Genomic DNA, 15,885 nt, shown 5'->3' with positions numbered 1-15,885 from the left:
CCACACCAGAGGACGTTTTCTCCACCTTTCCCGCGTCGGGTGGATGGTTCCTCCATATCTCCTCGGTGTGTCTCCCCGGTGCGGAGAAGCGCCCCGATCGACGTCCGCCCGATCGGAGCGGACCATGAAAGTGCCGTCGGTTCGGCAGGAATCGCCTTGACAAGAGGGCACTCAAGATTTATTCAGGCAGGTGAGGAAATCAGGACAAAACCGCAGCCTGGAGGGGCGTCGCGACGGACCGGCGCGGAAAGAACGCGGCGTCTGACGAGAACGGACAACGAGGGACGACGAGGAGGGAGATCCCCCATGGCACGTCCGGTCGGTATCGACCTCGGCACCACGAACTCGGTGGTCTCGGTCCTGGAGGGCGGCGAGCCCACCGTCATCACCAACACCGAGGGCGCCCGGACCACGCCGTCGGTCGTGGCCTTCGCCAAGAACGGAGAGGTGCTGGTCGGCGAGGTCGCCAAGCGGCAGGCGGTGACCAACGTCGAGCGCACCGCGCGCTCCGTCAAACGCCACATGGGCGAACAGTCCTGGCGCTTCCCGGAGAGCGGCACCGTCGACGGCAAGAAGTACACCGCACAGGAGATCTCCGCCCGGGTGCTGCAGAAGCTGAAGCGGGATGCGGAGGCCTACCTCGGCGAGGACGTCACCGACGCGGTGATCACGGTGCCCGCATACTTCGACGACACCCAGCGGCAGGCCACCAAGGAGGCCGGGGAGATCGCCGGGATGAACGTCCTGCGGATCATCAACGAGCCGACGGCGGCCGCGCTGGCGTACGGACTCGACAAGGAGAACGACCAGACGGTCCTCGTCTTCGACCTCGGTGGCGGCACCTTCGATGTGTCGCTCCTGGAGATGGGCGAGGGAGTCATCGAGGTGAAGGCCACCAACGGCGACACCCACCTCGGTGGCGACGACTGGGACCAGCGGATCGTCGACCACCTGGTCAAGCAGTTCAAGAACGGGTACGGCATCGACCTGTCCCAGGACAAGATGGCGGTGCAGCGGCTCCGCGAGGCCGCGGAGAAGGCCAAGATCGAGCTGTCGAGCTCCTCCGAGACAACCATCAACCTGCCCTATGTGACGGCCTCGTCGGAGGGTCCGCTGCATCTGGACGAGAAGATGACCCGGGCCCAGTTCCAGCAGCTGACGGCCGACCTGCTGGACCGTTGCAAGGGCCCCTTCCACCAGGCGGTCAAGGATGCCGGGATCAAGATCTCCGACGTCGACCATGTGATCCTCGTGGGCGGCTCGACCCGGATGCCCGCGGTGACGGAGCTGGTCAAGGAACTGACCGGCAAGGAGCCGCACAAGGGCGTGAACCCGGACGAGGTCGTGGCCGTCGGCGCCTCGCTCCAGGCCGGTGTCCTCAAGGGCGAGGTCAAGGACGTCCTGCTCCTCGACGTGACCCCGCTGTCCCTCGGCATCGAGACCAAGGGCGGCATCATGACCAAGCTGATCGAGCGCAACACCACGATCCCGACCAAGCGGTCCGAGATCTTCACCACGGCGGAGGACAACCAGCCGTCCGTGCAGATCCAGGTCTACCAGGGCGAGCGTGAGATCGCGGCGTACAACAAGAAGCTCGGCATGTTCGAGCTGACCGGTCTGCCGCCGGCGCCGCGCGGTGTCCCGCAGATCGAGGTGTCCTTCGACATCGACGCCAACGGCATCATGCACGTCATGGCGAAGGACCTCGGCACCGGCAAGGAGCAGAAGATGACCGTCACCGGCGGCTCCGCGCTGCCGAAGGACGACATCGACCGCATGGTCCGCGAGGCCGAGCAGCACGCCGAGGAGGACCGCAGGCGGCGCGAGGCGGCCGAGACCCGCAACCAGGGCGAGCAGCTCGTCTACCAGACCGAGAAGCTCATCAAGGACAACGGGGACAGGATCCCGGGGGACGCGCGCGGCGAGACGGAGAGCGCGCTGGCCGAGCTGAAGGAGAAGCTGAAGGGCGAGGACACCGCGGAGATCCGTCAGGCCCTGGACAAGGCGGCCGCCGCGGCCCAGAAGATCGGCAGCGCCCTGTACGAGCGGGCGCGGACCGAGGGCGGCACGGCCGGGGAGCAGAGCGCGGCCGACGGCGGCGCCAAGGACGGCGACGACGTGGTGGACGCCGAGATCGTGGATGACGACGACACCTCGCGGGCGGGCTGATCGTGGACCGCATCCAGCCGCAGAGCACGGAGTTGCGACGTCTGCTGGACGAGCGCACCGCCGACCTGCAGCGGGTGAAGGCCGAGTACGACAACTACCGCAAGCAGGTGCGGCGCGACCGTATGGCGGTGCGCGAGATCGCGACGGAGAACGTGCTGCGGGCACTGCTGCCGGTGCTCGACGCCGTGGAGGCGGCCCGAAGGCAGGAGGAGGCCATGCCATCCGGTCTCCGGGCCGTCGTCGATGTGCTGGGGAGCCAGTTGGGCACCCTGGGTCTTCAGTCGTTCGGGGAGGAGGGCGAACCCTTCGACCCCACGTGCCATGAGGCGGTGACGCACGTCGTCGCCGCGGATGCGGAGTGCCTGGTCTGCACCGAGATCCTCAGCCCCGGGTACCGGGTGGGTGACCGGCTGCTGCGCCCCGCGCGCGTCACGGTCACCGGACCGCCCCCAGCGGGCGGCACCGTGGGCGGCGGATGGACCAGGGCGGGCCTCGGCGGGACCGTGCGGCCGGAGCCAGGGGGAGGAGGCCCTGCCGCCCTGTGGCGGAGGCCGTAGCCAGGCGGGTCGGCCGCTTGTGGCGGGGGCCGTGGCGAGGCGGGTCGGCCGCTTGTGGCGGGGGCCGTGGCGAGGCGGCTCGGCCGCTTGTGGCGGGGGCCGATGCCCCGGGAATCCGCCGTCTTGATCCACGGCCGCTACGGCCGTGGGCCAAGGTGACTTCCGGCCCGGGGCCGGGATCGTCGGCGGCGGACTTGAGGGCCCCACTCGGAGTCGCGCTCCATGGCCTGTGGGCGGCAGGAGAAGACAGCGCTTACCGGATCCTGTAACCGGAATGTTTCAGGCCGATTGCCGAGCCGTGGGAAACCGGCCAGCCAGCGACCCCGGACACGCTGTAGCGGCGCAGTTTCGGAAGGTAAGCGTGGGAATTCCGTGACTTCACGCCACTGATTCAATACTCAAAGTTACCGAAACCCGGGGGGTCGATGTGAGTTTCCGGCGCGGACTCGGCAGACTCCCGCTCGCCGAACCGGCACCGGACGTCACGGCTCCGGCCCACGTACCTGCCGAAGCTGAAACGTCACTTCGATACGAGCGGAAGGATGCACACAATGCCGAACACCGCGCGCTGGGCAGCGACCCTCACCCTCACGGCCACCGCCGTCTGCGGACCCATCGCGGGGTCCGCGATCGCCGCCCCGAACGCCGCCCCCGCCTCCCTGTACGCCCCCTCGGCCCTGGTCCTGACCACGGGCCACGGGCAGAGCACCGCCACGGCCACGCCGCAGCGCGCGGTCACGCTGAACTGCGCCCCGGCCGCCTCGGGCACGCACCCCGCCGCCGCGGACGCCTGCGCCGATCTGCGGGCCGTCGACGGCGACCTCAATGCTCTGCGGGCCCGAGAAGGCGTCTTCTGTACCAAGTTGTTCGACCCCGTCGTCGTCACGGTGCAAGGCGTGTGGCAGGGCAAGCGCATCGACTACGAACGCACCTTCGCCAACGAGTGCGTGAAGAGCTCCTACGGGACCGCCATCTTCGCGTTCTGAGGACCGGGATCGCGCGGCCACCGCGAGCGTGGACCGTGGGCCTGTAACTGGGGAGTGCAAGCCCAGTCGCGGCGACCGTGAGATCTCGCGGCGGGGGCCGGCCGGAAGGAGTGGGGCCGTCCGGCCGGTCCCCACATCTTGTGTTCTCGATGGACTCACAGCCCACCGCGCGCGGTTCGCAGCGGTGGGCGAAGTCGTATACGACCTCGTACGCCCTGCGTGGGTTCTGCGTGGGTCCTGCGTGGGTTCTGCGCGTGCGCGGCTCCGGTGTCACTCACCCCGGACGTCAGCCCGCACCGCGCCCCTCCCCTCCGGGCGGGGGTTGCCCTCCGGCCCCCGGCGGCCCCTCCGGCGGCTCCGGACGGGGGTCGGGCAGGACGGCGAGTGGGGGGAAGCGTCTGAGCAGGCCCGCGGCGCGCAGCAGTCGGTGGAGGCGGGGCCGGTCCGAGACCAGGCGCAGCCGCCCGCCGCGCTCCCGGGCCCGGGTCTCCGCCCGGCACAGCGCGCGCAGGCCCGAGCAGTCGAAGAAGACGACCGGCCGCAGATCGACGAGCACATCGGGCGAGGGCCGGCCCGTGGCCGCCTCCAGATGCTCGGCCACCGAGCCCGCCGTCGCCATGTCGATCTCGCCCGACACCTCGACCACCGTGTACGGGCCGAGGGTGTAACTGCGAGCGAAGGGGTTCGCCGCCACCGGCTCGGAGGACATGGCCGGCTCCTCCTCGGCAGGGGAGTATGACGTTTGATCTGCGTAAATACCCCGCCCCGGGCGAAAACATCCCTGCGGCCGTCCCGGCAAGATCTAGTTCACTCGACCAGGTGAACTTACATATTGATGTCTTGACAGGTGCAGGTGGCGGCTGAGCCATGCACCGCTTCGGCTGCCGCACGCTCATCTCGCACCCGGACCCGGACCGTCGGTCGGGAAACAGGAACTCCTACGATGGGGCCACGACGAGGCAACGGCGCCGAGGACCACAGATCCGACCCGCAAGAGGTGAGATGGAGATCCACCGAGCGCCCGCCGGGGCCGCCGTAGCCGGCACGGCCCCGATGCGGGAGCCCACCCCCGTCACCCCGCCCCACGCCCGCGCCGCCCTGCGCACCCACGCCCGGAGCGACTGACCCTCCGGCGCGCACGCGGCCTCCGCACCCGCCGTGCGGCACCCCCTCGCCTCAGCGGAAACCGGCATCCCCTCGCCTCCACCAGAAAGCAGGACATGTCCTCCACGCCCTCGCCACTTCTCGCCACCGCCGGGATCGCCCCCGATCTCCCGAGCGACCCCGTCGACATCCGGCTCGTGGTCACCGACATGGACGGCACGCTCCTCGACGGCGACGGGCGGATACCCGAGGGCCTGTGGCCGCTCCTCGCCGAACTGCGCCGGCGCGGCGTGCTGTTCAGCCCGGCCAGCGGCCGCCAGTACGCCACGCTCGCCGAGCAGTTCGCCGACGCGCGCGACGGAATGGTCTTCGTCGCGGAGAACGGCACCTATGTGGTGCGCGACGGGGCCGAACTCGCCTCCGACCCGCTGGACGCGCCGGTGGCCCACCGCGTCGTCTCCACCACGCGCCGCCTCGCCGCCGACGGTGTGGACGTGGGGGCGGTGCTGTGCGGCAAGAGGTCGGCCTATGTGGAGCGGACCGACGACGTGTTCGTGGCCGAGGCCAAGCGGTACTACACCCTGCTGGAGACGGTGGAGGACCTCACCGCCGTCGAGGACGAGTTCCTGAAAGTCGCCCTCTTCGACTTCGGCCCCGTGGAGCGGACCACCGCCCCCGCGCTGAAGCCGTTCACCTCGACGCACCAAGTGGTCGTCTCGGGCGCGCACTGGGTCGACATCATGAACGCAACGGCCAACAAGGGCGCCGCGCTACGGCGGCTCCAGCGGGAGCTGGGCGTCACGCCCGCGCAGACGCTGGTGTTCGGGGACTACCTCAACGACCTCGAGATGCTCGACGCGGCCGAGTGGTCCTTCGCCATGGCCAACGCCCACCCGGACGTGATCCGGCGGGCCCGTCACCTGGCGCCCGCCCACACGGACAACGGCGTACTGCGCACGATCACCCGTCTGCTGCGTCTGCCCACCCTCTGAGCCGGCGCGGTCCCGCGGCACCCGTTTCCCGCGCCTCGAAGGAGTACGTCCTGGGGCAGCAGGTCCACGGCGGCGTCGCACAGCCGGGCGCACACACAGGCGGCCAGTTCCCGGCACGTGGTCCGCTCGTCGAGGGTCGTACCGATCGACTCGAGAGCGTCCTCCAGGCCGGGCGGCGGGTCTGCAGCGTTCTCAACGCCCACAGCGCCACCTCCGTGACCACACGTCCCGAGTCCATCCACGCACGGGGCGGTCGGGCTCGCATCCGCGCCACCCCCCGACACCCTCAGAGGTCGTTGACCAGAACGGCCGCCCCGTCGAATCGCCCGGCCTTCAGATCACGGAGAGCATGTCGCGCCTGCGACAGGCGGTAGGGATGCGTGGTCGCGCGGACGCCGTACCGGGCGGCGAGGTCCAGGAACTCCCGTCCGTTGTCCCGGGTGTTCGAGGTGACGCTGCGCACCTCCTTCTCGTAGAACAGCTCGCTCTCGTAGTGCAGCACCGGGACGTCGCTCAGATGAATGCCCGCGACCGCCAGCACGCCGCCCCGGTCCAGTCCCCGCAGGGCCACCGGGACCAGCTCCCCGGCCGGTGCGAACAGGATCGCCCCGTCCAGCGGCTCCGGCGGCGGATCGTAGGCACCGCCCGCCGACGCGCACCCGAGCGAGAGCGCGAGCCGCCGCGACGCCTCGTCCCTGGTCAGAACGTGCACGGTGGCCCCCTGCGCCAGCGCGACCTGCGCGCACAGATGCGCGCTGCCGCCGAACCCGTACAGCCCCAGCCGCCCGCCCCGCGGCAGCGACGTCCGCAGCAGCGCCCGGTAACCGATGATGCCCGCGCACAGCAGCGGCGCCAGCGCCACATCGTCCACGTCCGCCGGCAGCCGGTAGGCGAAGGCCGCGGGCACCGTCGTGTACTCGGCGTAGCCGCCGTCGGCGTCCCAGCCGGTGTACTCGGAGGCGGGACACAGGTTCTCCGCTCCCCGCACGCAGTACCGGCAGCTGCCGTCCGTACGGCGCAGCCACGCGACCCCGACCCGGTCGCCGACGGCCCATCCGCCCGCCGCCTCTCCCACCGCGGCCACCACGCCCGCCACCTCGTGCCCGGGCGTCACCCCCGGCCGGTGCACCGGCAGATCGCCCTCGACGACGTGCAGATCCGTCCGGCACACACCGCACGCCCGCACATGCACCAGCAACTCGCCCGTCCCCGGCACCGGGACCGGCCGCTCCGCGAACCGCAGCGGCTCCCCTTCGACGGGACCCGGCCGGTCCACCACCCATGCGCGCATCGCCCGCTCCCCGTCCCTCGACGACAGCCCCGTTCCAGTGTCGGACAGGTGCGTGGACCGGCGCGCGGCGCGCTGCGGACCTGGCTACCGTGGGAAACGGAGCCCGAGCCGCCGAACCGGGAAAGGTCGCACGCCATGGCGGTACAGCCGGAGGGAACGCCCTGCTGGGCGGACGCGATGTTCAGCGACTTCGAGGGTGCCAAACGTTTCTACGGCGATGTCCTCGGCTGGACGTTCGGCGAGTCGACGTCCGAGTACGGCCACTACACACAGGCGTACGCCGACGGCAAGGCGGTCGCCGCGGTCGTACCGCCCATGCCGGGACAGGAAGGCCAGTCCGCCTGGTGCCTGTACTTCGCGGCCGAGGACGCCGCCGCGACGGCACGGAGGATCCGGGAGGAAGGCGGCGAGGTGCTGATGGAACCGATGAAGGTCGGCGACTTCGGCACCATGGCCCTGGCCCGCGACCCGAGCGGTGCCGTCTTCGGCCTCTGGCAGGCGGGCACCCATGAGGGCTTCGAGGCCACGGGAGTGCCCGGCGCGTACTGCTGGGCCGAGGTCTTCACCCGCGAGCCGGAGAAGTCCGACGTCTTCTTCCCCGCGGTCTTCCCCTACCAGGTCAAGCAGATCCAGGACGAGGCGATCGACTTCCGCGTCTTCGAACTGGGCGGCACACCCGTCCTCGGCCGTATGAAGATGACGGACGACTTCCCGCCGGAGGTCCCGTCCTACGTCAATGTGTACTTCACCGTCGACGACTGCGACGCCGCGGTCGAGCGGGCGAAGGGGCACGGCGGGATCCTGCGGTTCGGCCCGATGGACAGCCCCTTCGGCCGGTTCGCGGCGCTGAGCGATCCCCAGGGCGCCCATTTCTCCGTCATCGACGGCACCACCGCGCAGGGCAGGATGCCGGACATGACCGTGGTGTAGGGGCCGGGCGGCGCAGGGACGGCGGATCCGCCGGCTGCGCCGGGGCTCCGGTGAGGTGCGCTCGGTTCGCCCCGGGCTCCGGTGCGGTCACCGAGCCGTGGCATGATCGGAGACATGCCTGAACGAGTTGTGGCCGCCTGCGACGGGGCTTCGAAGGGAAACCCCGGACCTGCCGGATGGGCCTGGGTCGTCGCCGCAGACGACGAGATCCCCGGCCGCTGGGAAGCCGGCCCGCTGGGCAGGGCGACCAACAACGTCGCCGAACTGACCGCGCTGGAACGGCTGTTGACCGCCGTCGACCGGAATGTCCCGCTGGAGATCCGGATGGACTCCCAGTACGCGATGAAGGCCGTCACGACCTGGCTGCCCGGCTGGAAGCGCAACGGCTGGAAGACCTCCGCCGGCAAGCCCGTCGCCAACCGGGACCTGGTCGTGCGGATCGACGCGCTGCTCGACGGCCGTGAGGTCGAGTTCCGCTATGTCCCCGCGCACCAGGTGGGCGGCGACCGCCTCAACGATTTCGCGGACCGCGCCGCCAGCCAGGCGGCCGGCTTGCAGCAGCCCGCGGGCAGTGAGCACGGCTCGCCCGAGCCGCCGCCCTCGCCCGCCCCGGCGGCAGCCGCCCCGGCCCGCCGCGGCGCGCCCGCGAGGAAGCGCATCTCCGGCCGCACCCTCAAGGCCAAGTTCCCCGGTCGCTGCGTCTGCGGCCGCGCGTACGCGGCCGGCGACCCCATCGCCAAGAACGCCCAGGGCTGGGGCCACCCGGAGTGCCGCACGACCGGCGAGGACTAGGGCCGCAGCGGTGGCGTCGGCCCCTGCGCCGCCACCGTCTTCTCGGCCGCCGCCCCGAGCCGGGCCCGGACCGTCGGCCGTTGCGGCCCGGCCCCTGCCGGGACCGGGCCGCCGGACGGGATCTCAGTCGGTGTCGAACGCGTAGTACGCCGCGTGGTCCAGCAGATCGGCGGGACGCACGTTGTTCCACGGCTTCATCGGTTCGTCGAGGTCGACGACGTACCGCGTGCCGCCCGTCGGCAGGTAGCCGGACGTCGGATGCCGGCGCTGCCACTCGGCCCACAGCTTGTCGACAAAGGCGTGGTGCAGCCAGAAGACCGGGTCGTTGGGGGAGACCCCGGTGGCCATCTGACCGCCCACCCACACATGCACCCGGTTGTGGAGGTTGACGCCCCGCCACCCTTCGAGGTGGTTGCGGAACCCGTCGGACGCGCTGTTCCAGGGCGCCATGTCGTACGTGGACAGGGCGAGCACCGAGTCGACATCGGCCCGGGTGGGCAACGCGCGTCCGCCCTCCCCGAGGGAGCGCCGGAGATAGGTACGGCTGTCCACGCGCACGGTGATCGGCCAGTTGCCGGCGGACGCGGCGAACGGTCCGTCCATCACCCGCCCGTCCAGGCTGCGACCCGTGCCGCCGAGGAAGTCCGGCGCCCACAGTGAGGAGCGCGCGGAGCGGTCGGTGGTCCAGTCCCAGTACGGCAGCGCGACCGAGGAGTCGACGGACTGCAGCGCCCGCTCGAACTCGATGAGGAATCTGCGGTGCCAGGGCAGGAAGGACGGTGAGCGATGGCCCGTCCGTTCACCGGTGTCGGTGTCGCCCATGATGAAGGCGTTGTGGGTCGTGACGAAGGCGTCGTAGTGTCCGCTGCGCTTGAGCTCGACGAACGCGGCGACCAGCCGCCGCTTCTCGTCGGCGGTGAGGCTCGCCTGGTTCTTGCGTACGGTCATGTGCGGAAGGCTCCGGAAATCCTGTGGGGGACGGTCAGTTGAACGGGACGAGCGGGGCGCCCTGTAGCTCCACTACGGCGGCGCGGGCCGCCGCACGGGGGCTCGGCACGGGGTCGTAGTGGCTGACCACACTGATCCAGCTGCCGTCCGCGTTGCGCATCACATGCAGTTCGATCCCATCGATGAACACGCCATATCCGGATCCATGGTGGCCGCCCGTGGTGGCGCGGCCCTCTATTCGGCGGCCCCGGTAGACCTCGTCGAAGGGAGCGGGCGCGCCGTGATCGTGCCCCGGAGCCATAGCGGCGGAGCCTGGTACGGAGGAGTACGAGGTGGCGGCGGATGCCGGGGCAGCCTGCGCAGCGAGACCGCCGGCCGCGACGGCGGCCCCGGCCGCGAGGGCGCGGCGGCGGGTGAGTTCGGGCATACGAAGTCCTCCTGGGTCACTGGAAGTTGACGTCGCGTCCTGCCTATCCGGCGGCTGCCCGGGCCGGGAAATCGTCGCGAGGGGGTTGGCTGCGATCAGGACAATTGCCTACATGTCCTGCAAAGTTGAACGAAGATGATCTTGCTGTGAAGGGTGCCGCGGACGCGACGGACGGGAAAATTCCGCCCTGTTGGCAGTCGGTGGACGAGGATCTTTCGCGGCGGGCGTCCCGTGCGTGGCGCGGCTCACGTCCGTGATCTGACGCGAACTGCCGCGTGGCCCCGCCCTGCAAGGCGGCGGCCGGCGCTTCCCGCGCCCGTGCGGCCTGAAGAGAATTTTTTGGGTGAATGCCCATTCACCAGTTAAGGTGAATGGGCATTCACCCAGCTTTCCGCACCGCCGCCGGAGTGTCCATGGTCCCGATACCCGCCCCCTCCCACCGCCTCCCCGGCCCCGACAGCAGGGACGGACGGCCGGGAGCGCGGGACCGGCTGGCGGTCCCGGTGCTGGCGTTCGGCGGCATCCTCATGGCCGTCATGCAGACGGTGGTCGTCCCCCTGCTGCCCGACCTGCCCCGGCTCACCGGCGCGTCCGCGGGCACCGTCTCCTGGATGGTCACCGCCACCCTGCTGGCCGGCGCGGTGCTCACCCCGGTGCTCGGGCGCGCGGGGGACATGTACGGCAAACGGCGCGTGCTGCTGGCCGCCCTCGGGCTGATGACCCTCGGCTCGCTGCTGTGCGCCCTCTCCTCCGACATCACGGTGCTCATCACCGCGCGTGCCCTGTCCGGCGCGGCGGCCTCGGTCGTCCCGCTGTCGATCAGCATCCTGCGCGACGAACTGCCGCCCCGGCGCACCGGATCCGCGGTCGCGCTGATGAGTTCCACCGTCGGCATCGGCGCCGCCCTGGGGCTGCCGCTGGCCGCCCTCGTCATCCAGTACGCGAACTGGCACGCCATGTTCTGGGCGACCACCTGCCTGGGCGTCCTCGGTCTGCTGCTCGCCTGGTGGGCGGTGCGCGAGTCGCCGGTACGCGCTCCGGGGCGCTTTGACGTCCTGGGCGCGCTCGGGCTCGCCGCCGCGCTGGTCTGTCTGCTGCTGGGCGTGTCACAGGGCGGCGCGTGGGGGTGGGGCAGCCCGCGGATCGTCGGCCTGTTCTCGGCCTGCGTCGTGGTGCTCGCCCTGTGGTGCCGGCAGCAGCTGCGTGCCGAACGGCCCCTCGTCGATCTGCGCCTCGCGTCCCGCCCGCGTGTGGCCCTGCCCCATCTGACGGCGCTCGTGGTCGGTTTCGGGTTCTACGCCAACTCGCTGCTCACGGCCCAGCTCGTCCAGGCGCCGAAGGCCACCGGTTACGGGCTGGGCCTGTCCATCGTGGGCAGCGGCCTGTGCCTGCTGCCCGGCGGGGTGACGATGCTGCTGTTCTCCCCGCTCTCGGCCCGTATTTCGGCGGCCCGCGGTCCCCGGGTCACCCTCGCCCTCGGCGCGGCCGTCCTCGCGCTCGGCTACGCCGTACGCATCGCGGACAGCCGTGATCTGTGGATGATCGTCGTGGGTGCCTCGATCGTGGCCACCGGCACGACCCTCGCCTACTCGGCCCTGCCCACCCTGATCCTGCGTGCCGTGCCGGCCGACCAGACAGCCTCCGCGAACGGTGTGAACGTCCTGATGCGCACCATCGGCCAGGCCGTCTGCAGCGCGGCCGTCGCGGCGGTCCTGGTCCGCCACACCAGCCGTGTCGCCGGCGTGCCCGTGCCCACGCTGCACGGGTACCTGGTGGCGTTCGCCATGGCGGGCGGCGTCGCACTGGCGGCCAGTGCCGCCGCCCTCGCCATCCCGCGGGACGGGGGGTCCGGCGGCCTCGGCGGGGTACGGGGGGAGACCACGGTGCCTCAGGACGAGGCGCTGGAAGGAGCGTGAGTACCGTGCCCCCCTCATCCGCTGCCGCCCGCCGGGGCGGAGCCGCCGAGGACCCAGCGGCCCGCCGGGCCGACGAGAGAGCGGCCCACCGGGACGCCGGGCCCGCGGCGGCTCCCGTCCGTCAGACGGGCACCGGCGGATCCCCGGCCCGCCGCGACGCCGAGGCGACGAAGGCGGCGATCCTCCGTGCCGCCCGTCACTTCCTCGCGCGTCAGGCCCACGCCGACATCACGCTCAAGGCGGTCGCCGAACGGGCAGGGGTCAGTCCGCCGCTGATCCTGAAGTACTTCGGCAACAAGGACACCCTCTTCTCCCAGGTGATGTCCTTCGAGACGGACGCCTCGGCCCTGCTGGACGCACCGCTCACCGACCTCGGGGGGCATATGGTCCGACAGGTCCTGGTGAGCCAGACCCGGCAGGGTGCCGACCCCCTCCTGCGCATCGTGTTCGCCCCCCTGCACGGCGACCAGGGCGACATCCTGCGCGAGAACTTCCGCACCCAGGTCACCGACCGCCTCGCCGAGCGGCTGAGCGGGCCCGACGCCGGCCTGCGCGCGGAGCTCGCGGTCGGCACCCTGCTGGGACTGGGCGTGATGTTCGGCATCGCGCGCGGAACCCATCTGCGCGTCCTGGACGTCGAGGCGATCGTCGAGCGCTACGCCCCGGTCGTCCAGGCGCAGCTGACGCCCTGAGCGAGGTCAGTTCACCCCGCGCGGCCGGAACTGGATACTGATCCGGGGTCCGGTCGCCCGGGTGCTCTTCGGCACCGCGTGCTCCCATGTGCGCTGGCAGCTGCCACCCATGACGATCAGGTCGCCGTGGCCGAGCGGACGCCTCAGGGTCTCCCCGCCGCCGCGCGGCCTGAGCGCCAGATCCCGGGGAGCGCCCACGGAGAGAATGGCGACCATGGTGTCCTCGCGCGCGCCGCGGCCGATCCGGTCCCCGTGCCAGGCCACGCTGTCGCGGCCGTCCCGGTAGTAGCAGAGCCCGGCTGTGGCGAAGGGTTCCCCCAGCTCGTCCGCGTAGTGGGCGGACAGGGCGTCGCGGGCCTCCTCCAGAACGGGGTCGGGCAGGGGCTCGCCCGGGTGGTAGTAGGCGAGGAGCCGCGGCACGTCCACCGTGTGGTCGTACATCTTCCGTCGCTCGGCCCGCCACGGCACCTCGGCGGCCAGCCGCTCGAACAGCGCGTCGGCCCCGCTGAGCCATCCCGGGAGCAGGTCGATCCATGCCCCGGCGCCGAGCGGGGTCCGCCGCAGCCCGTCGAGCGGGGCGAGCCGGAGGTCGTCGGTCTGGTCGAACAGCGAGCCCTGGAGATGCGTGGCCATAGGGGCAGCGTACTCCTCGATTCGAAAATGTGTTCTGATTACGACCGGCGTCCGCCGTGTGCCGGTGTGGCGTAGGTCAACTGCTTTGCTGCGAAGCAACCTTGGGGATCCGGATGACGTCCTGATCGACAACGGGCGGTAGTGCGGACCGATCACCGAAAAGGGTTCCGGGCGGATGTCCCGGGTCCTATACGCTCCGTGTATACATGTTGCGTATACATCTCGCGTATACGTGCACATCCCCACGGAGTGCGCAGCCGGGTCTCGCCGTGCCTGCCGCCGCCGACAGCCAGCACCCGTCGGTCGTGCGCCCACGCGCCCGGCCGGCAGCAGACCGAAAGGCACTCATGTACGGCAAGGCCTTCGCCCCGGAGTACCAGGGCGCTCTGACCTCCCTGTCCGTGAACTCCCCGCTCACGGATGTCCTGGCCGCGGGCACCGAGCACCTGCGGGCCGCCGAGCGCGCCGGGGCCCGGCAGGAGGCGGCCCGCTCCGGTCTCGCGGTCGCCGAGGCGCACCGCCGGCTCGGCCAGGTCGCCGACGCCGACCGAGCCTGGAAGGCGAGCTACCGCACGGCCCGGGAGGCCGGTGACACCGCGGCGATGGCCTGGGCCCTGTGGAGCGGCGGGACCCTGGCCCGGCAGCGCGGTGCCCTGCCCCTGGCCTGGCGGCTGCTGCGGCTCGCCGCCGACCTCGGCGAGCGGGCCGGCGATGTCGTCGTGCGCGGATATTCGCTCGCGGGAATGGCCGAGACCGGTCGCATTCAGGGCGACTACGAGGCCGTGACCGCCCTGCACGAGCAGCTTCTGGCCGAGGCCCGCCGCCGTGGCGAGGCCCGCCACACCGTGTGGGCACTGGAGGGCATCGCGCAGATACACCGCAACACCGGTGCGTACGACACCGCGTACGCCATGTTCGAGGAGGCGGCCGACATCGCCGCCCGCGCCGACGACCGCCGCGGTCACGCCTGGGCGCTGCGTGGTCTCGCCGACATCCTCTCGGTCCGGGACGGGAACACGGAGCGGGCCCTGGAGCTGCTGTCGGAGGCGGAGGCCGGCTGCCGGGCGATGAACCTCCTCGGCGCGCTCGCCTACAACCACAAGATGCGCGGCAACGTCCTCTACCGCGCCGGGCGTTACGAGGAGGCGCGCGAGATCTACGCTCAGGCGCTCGCGGAGTTCGAGGGCATGGACGAGCCGCGTGGGACCGCCCTCGCCCGTCTGGGCCTCGTCAAGTCGCGGGCGCGGCTGGGCCGTGACCGCGCCGAGACCACCGCCGATCTCGACGCGCTCGCCCGGGAGTTGGAAGGGATCGGGCTGCGGCACGGCCGTGCGATGGTCCTGCGGGCCTACGGTGAACTCGGGCTCACCGCCCCGGAAGGAACCGCACGATGACCGCCCCGACCACCGCGGACGCGCTCGGCTCCCCGCGGGAGGACCTCGCCGCCGGGCGGATCCTCGACCGGGCCCGCGATCTCGTCGCCCCCGCCCTCGCGGACGCCGTCGCCACGCTGCACCCCTGGGTCGCCGAGATGGCCGAGTACGCGCTCGGCCGCGGCGGGACGGCGCCCGGCGGCCGCGGGACGGACGCCGGCCCTCGTGGCGGCAAGGGCATCCGCCAGGCGCTCGCCCTGCTCGGCGCCGAACTGGCCGGCGCGCCCGCCGGCACCGGCGTTCCCGCCGCCGTGGCCGTCGAACTCGTGCACACCTTCTCGCTGGTGCACGACGACATCATGGACGGTGACGCCCTGCGCCGCGGTCGCCCCGCACTGTGGAAGGCGTACGGTACCGGCCCCGCCGTCCTCGCGGGCGACGCGCTCCTCGCCCTCGCCGTGGAGATCCTCAGCGCGGACCCGGCCGCCGCGCGCCGGCTCGCCGGCGCCCTCGACGATCTCGTCCGGGGCCAGGCCGACGACCTGCTCTTCGCCCGCCGCCCGTGGACCGGCCCCGAGGCCGTGACCGCCAGGGAGTACGAGACGATGGCCGAGCACAAGACGGGGGCGCTGCTCGGCTGTGCCCTCGCTCTGGGTGCCCACCTCGGCGGAGCCGGCGACCAGACCGTGGCCGCCCTCGACCGCGCCGGCCGTCACCTCGGTGTGGCGTTCCAGATCGTCGACGACCTGCTGGGCATCTGGGGCGATCCCGAGGTCACGGGCAAGCCCGTCCACGGCGATCTGCGGGAAGGGAAGAAGACCTTCCCGGTCCTCGCCGCCCTCGGCGGTTCGTACGGCCCCGAGCTGGCCGAACTGCTCGGCGCCCGTGACACGGCGGAGCGTGCCGCCGGCCTTGTGGCGCGGGCGGGTGGCCGTGCGGCCGCCCTGCGCGAGGCGCGCCGTCATCTCGCCGCCGCCGACGCCCTCCTGGACGCGGTCCCCTGCTCGCCGCACGCCGCCGGGGACCTGCGCAGCCTGCTCTCGGTCCTGACCCGGCGCACGGTCTGAGCCCGCTC

Annotated in this window: 16 protein-coding genes; 11 read left to right on the top strand and 5 right to left on the bottom strand. The window is 71.8% G+C overall.

Translation table 11 applies throughout. The features are described from left to right. Nucleotides 1-306: 306 nt before the first annotated feature. The 3 genes from dnaK (at nucleotide 307) to ACIP94_RS19560 (ending at nucleotide 3,712) form a co-directional block, all read left to right on the top strand. Nucleotides 307-2,169 (top strand): molecular chaperone DnaK, encoded by a 1,863-nt coding sequence (gene dnaK / locus ACIP94_RS19570; RefSeq protein ID WP_402426676.1) that lies wholly within the window; start codon nucleotides 307-309, stop codon nucleotides 2,167-2,169. A gap of 2 nt (nucleotides 2,170-2,171) precedes the next feature. Next, nucleotides 2,172-2,726: a nucleotide exchange factor GrpE gene (gene grpE / locus ACIP94_RS19565; protein ID WP_402426674.1), complete on the top strand. Its 555-nt coding sequence runs from the start codon at nucleotides 2,172-2,174 to the stop codon at nucleotides 2,724-2,726. Between the two features lie 551 nt (nucleotides 2,727-3,277). Continuing rightward, nucleotides 3,278-3,712, top strand: a complete 435-nt coding sequence (locus tag ACIP94_RS19560) for a protease inhibitor (protein WP_402426672.1) — start codon at nucleotides 3,278-3,280, stop codon at nucleotides 3,710-3,712. A gap of 286 nt (nucleotides 3,713-3,998) precedes the next feature. Here ACIP94_RS19560 and ACIP94_RS19555 read toward each other — a convergent pair whose 3' ends face one another. Next, nucleotides 3,999-4,421: an STAS domain-containing protein gene (locus ACIP94_RS19555; protein ID WP_402426670.1), complete on the bottom strand. Its 423-nt coding sequence runs from the start codon at nucleotides 4,419-4,421 to the stop codon at nucleotides 3,999-4,001. 293 nt (nucleotides 4,422-4,714) lie between these two features. Between ACIP94_RS19555 and ACIP94_RS19550 the strand changes: the two genes are divergently transcribed. Together ACIP94_RS19550 and ACIP94_RS19545 are read left to right on the top strand one after the other, a co-directional pair. Continuing rightward, nucleotides 4,715-4,837, top strand: a complete 123-nt coding sequence (locus ACIP94_RS19550) for a hypothetical protein (RefSeq protein WP_402426668.1) — start codon at nucleotides 4,715-4,717, stop codon at nucleotides 4,835-4,837. A 95-nt stretch (nucleotides 4,838-4,932) separates the two neighbouring features. Beyond that, entirely contained in the window at nucleotides 4,933-5,808 is an 876-nt protein-coding gene (locus ACIP94_RS19545) for a Cof-type HAD-IIB family hydrolase (protein ID WP_402426666.1), read from the top strand. Between the two features lie 286 nt (nucleotides 5,809-6,094). Here ACIP94_RS19545 and ACIP94_RS19540 read toward each other — a convergent pair whose 3' ends face one another. Beyond that, nucleotides 6,095-7,099, bottom strand: a complete 1,005-nt coding sequence (locus ACIP94_RS19540; protein ID WP_402426664.1) for a zinc-binding alcohol dehydrogenase family protein — start codon at nucleotides 7,097-7,099, stop codon at nucleotides 6,095-6,097. 135 nt (nucleotides 7,100-7,234) lie between these two features. On the opposite strand from ACIP94_RS19540, the gene ACIP94_RS19535 reads away from it, so the two are divergent. Both ACIP94_RS19535 and ACIP94_RS19530 read left to right on the top strand, forming a co-directional pair. Beyond that, on the top strand, nucleotides 7,235-8,029 hold the full coding sequence (locus tag ACIP94_RS19535; RefSeq protein WP_402426662.1) for a VOC family protein: 795 nt from the start codon (nucleotides 7,235-7,237) through the stop codon (nucleotides 8,027-8,029). A gap of 102 nt (nucleotides 8,030-8,131) precedes the next feature. Next, on the top strand, nucleotides 8,132-8,821 hold the full coding sequence (locus ACIP94_RS19530; protein WP_402426660.1) for a ribonuclease H: 690 nt from the start codon (nucleotides 8,132-8,134) through the stop codon (nucleotides 8,819-8,821). A 123-nt stretch (nucleotides 8,822-8,944) separates the two neighbouring features. On the opposite strand, the gene ACIP94_RS19525 is transcribed toward ACIP94_RS19530, so the two are convergent. After that, nucleotides 8,945-9,769 carry a tyrosinase family protein gene (locus ACIP94_RS19525; protein WP_402426658.1) on the bottom strand — a complete coding sequence of 275 codons (825 nt, stop codon included), beginning with the start codon at nucleotides 9,767-9,769 and terminating at the stop codon, nucleotides 8,945-8,947. Nucleotides 9,770-9,803: 34 nt separating this feature from the next. Next, complete coding sequence (locus ACIP94_RS19520; protein WP_402426656.1) at nucleotides 9,804-10,196, bottom strand: tyrosinase cofactor; 393 nt, start codon at nucleotides 10,194-10,196, stop codon at nucleotides 9,804-9,806. A 413-nt stretch (nucleotides 10,197-10,609) separates the two neighbouring features. On the opposite strand from ACIP94_RS19520, the gene ACIP94_RS19515 reads away from it, so the two are divergent. Beyond that, entirely contained in the window at nucleotides 10,610-12,112 is a 1,503-nt protein-coding gene (locus tag ACIP94_RS19515) for an MFS transporter (RefSeq protein WP_402426655.1), read from the top strand. Nucleotides 12,113-12,117: 5 nt separating this feature from the next. Then, nucleotides 12,118-12,804 (top strand): TetR family transcriptional regulator, encoded by a 687-nt coding sequence (locus ACIP94_RS19510; RefSeq protein WP_402426653.1) that lies wholly within the window; start codon nucleotides 12,118-12,120, stop codon nucleotides 12,802-12,804. Nucleotides 12,805-12,810: 6 nt separating this feature from the next. Here ACIP94_RS19510 and ACIP94_RS19505 read toward each other — a convergent pair whose 3' ends face one another. Beyond that, entirely contained in the window at nucleotides 12,811-13,437 is a 627-nt protein-coding gene (locus ACIP94_RS19505; RefSeq protein ID WP_402426651.1) for an alpha-ketoglutarate-dependent dioxygenase AlkB, read from the bottom strand. Nucleotides 13,438-13,784: 347 nt separating this feature from the next. Here ACIP94_RS19505 and ACIP94_RS19500 point away from each other — a divergent pair, with 347 nt between their 5' ends. Then, the gene (locus tag ACIP94_RS19500; RefSeq protein WP_402426649.1) at nucleotides 13,785-14,831 is read left to right on the top strand and encodes a tetratricopeptide repeat protein; all 1,047 of its coding nucleotides are present in this window, start codon (nucleotides 13,785-13,787) and stop codon (nucleotides 14,829-14,831) included. Beyond that, a complete protein-coding gene (locus ACIP94_RS19495; RefSeq protein ID WP_402426647.1) occupies nucleotides 14,828-15,877 on the top strand; it encodes a polyprenyl synthetase family protein in 1,050 nt (349 codons plus the stop codon). The genes ACIP94_RS19500 and ACIP94_RS19495 overlap by 4 nt, the downstream gene beginning before the upstream one ends. Nucleotides 15,878-15,885: the final 8 nt, after the last annotated feature.

Origin of the sequence: Streptomyces sp. NPDC093261 (genome assembly GCF_044753645.1) — a bacterium.
Classification (GTDB): domain Bacteria; phylum Actinomycetota; class Actinomycetes; order Streptomycetales; family Streptomycetaceae; genus Streptomyces.
Note: the sequence above shows the minus strand (reverse complement) of the source record. Positions and strands in the feature narration are given on the sequence as shown.

Bases quoted from the DNA above. Each gene is read 5' to 3' on its own strand.
- dnaK (WP_402426676.1), top strand. From the start codon at position 307: ATGGCACGTCCGGTCGGTATCGACCTCGGCACCACGAACTCGGTGGTC.
- ACIP94_RS19560 (WP_402426672.1), top strand. From the start codon at position 3,278: ATGCCGAACACCGCGCGCTGGGCAGCGACCCTCACCCTCACGGCCACC.
- ACIP94_RS19555 (WP_402426670.1), bottom strand. From the start codon at position 4,421: ATGTCCTCCGAGCCGGTGGCGGCGAACCCCTTCGCTCGCAGTTACACC.
- ACIP94_RS19550 (WP_402426668.1), top strand. From the start codon at position 4,715: ATGGAGATCCACCGAGCGCCCGCCGGGGCCGCCGTAGCCGGCACGGCC.
- ACIP94_RS19545 (WP_402426666.1), top strand. From the start codon at position 4,933: ATGTCCTCCACGCCCTCGCCACTTCTCGCCACCGCCGGGATCGCCCCC.
- ACIP94_RS19540 (WP_402426664.1), bottom strand. From the start codon at position 7,099: ATGCGCGCATGGGTGGTGGACCGGCCGGGTCCCGTCGAAGGGGAGCCG.
- ACIP94_RS19535 (WP_402426662.1), top strand. From the start codon at position 7,235: ATGGCGGTACAGCCGGAGGGAACGCCCTGCTGGGCGGACGCGATGTTC.
- ACIP94_RS19530 (WP_402426660.1), top strand. From the start codon at position 8,132: ATGATCGGAGACATGCCTGAACGAGTTGTGGCCGCCTGCGACGGGGCT.
- ACIP94_RS19525 (WP_402426658.1), bottom strand. From the start codon at position 9,769: ATGACCGTACGCAAGAACCAGGCGAGCCTCACCGCCGACGAGAAGCGG.
- ACIP94_RS19520 (WP_402426656.1), bottom strand. From the start codon at position 10,196: ATGCCCGAACTCACCCGCCGCCGCGCCCTCGCGGCCGGGGCCGCCGTC.
- ACIP94_RS19515 (WP_402426655.1), top strand. From the start codon at position 10,610: ATGGTCCCGATACCCGCCCCCTCCCACCGCCTCCCCGGCCCCGACAGC.
- ACIP94_RS19505 (WP_402426651.1), bottom strand. From the start codon at position 13,437: ATGGCCACGCATCTCCAGGGCTCGCTGTTCGACCAGACCGACGACCTC.
- ACIP94_RS19500 (WP_402426649.1), top strand. From the start codon at position 13,785: ATGTACGGCAAGGCCTTCGCCCCGGAGTACCAGGGCGCTCTGACCTCC.
- ACIP94_RS19495 (WP_402426647.1), top strand. From the start codon at position 14,828: ATGACCGCCCCGACCACCGCGGACGCGCTCGGCTCCCCGCGGGAGGAC.